This window comes from Mycobacterium sp. IDUB_19 (genome assembly GCF_055419445.1).
In genome coordinates this window covers 1-833 of sequence record NZ_JBVAXR010000190.1, presented here as the reverse complement: position 1 = coordinate 833, position 833 = coordinate 1, and the positions used below count along the sequence as shown (strand labels likewise).

The window sequence follows — 833 nt, the reverse complement described above, 5'->3', positions numbered from 1 at the left end:
CTCAGCCGGCGCCGGATCTACCACAGCTTCAACCCGCAGGGCGTGAATATCGTTGGCGCCTCGCTGTTGTCGTTCGGCAGTGACGAGCAGAAGCGGCGCTGGGCGGTGCCGATTCTGCGCGCCGAGATCACCGCGTCGCTCGGAATGAGCGAACCCAGCGCGGGCTCCGATCTCGCGTCGTTGCGCACCCGCGCGGTGCTCGACGGCGATCACTTCGTGGTCAACGGACAGAAGGTGTGGACCTCGGGCGCCCACGATGCCGACGTCTTGCTGACTTTCGTCCGGACGAATCCAGATGCGCCGAAGCACAAGGGAATCAGCGTGCTGATCGTCCCGACCGACACGCCTGGTCTGGTGCGCCGGCCGTTCCCGTCGATCTGCGGTGTCGACGATCTGGATTTCAACGAGGTCTTCTTCACCGACGTGCGGGTGCCCGCGGAGAATCTGGTCGGTGAGATCGACCAGGGATGGCGGGTAGCTAACGGATCGCTGGGTCATGAACGCACGATGATGTGGCTGGGTTTCGCCGATCGACTCGACAACATGATCGACGACTTCCACGCCGGCACCGAGGTCGAGCGCGACCAGTACGCCTCCACGATCATGGACAAGCAGGCGCTGCGCCTGTTGGGTTCGGTGGCCTTGGCACGCGCGTCGCGCGGCGAAGACGATGTGGCCGCGATCTCGGTGCTCAAGCTGCTCGGGTCCGAAGCCGAGTTGCGTGGCATGGAACTCGCGCTGACGTCCGCGGGATCCGACGGGCTCGTGCACCCGGGTCTGACCGGGCCGTACGCGCACATGAATCTCGACCACTACTTCGCCAGCTGGTTCGA

At 64.9% G+C, this 833-nt stretch carries 1 protein-coding gene; it reads left to right on the top strand.

The features are described 5' to 3' along the window. A partial coding sequence (locus tag ACZY0B_RS27855) for an acyl-CoA dehydrogenase family protein (protein ID WP_463767440.1) occupies positions 1 to 833 on the top strand: 833 nt, incomplete at both ends.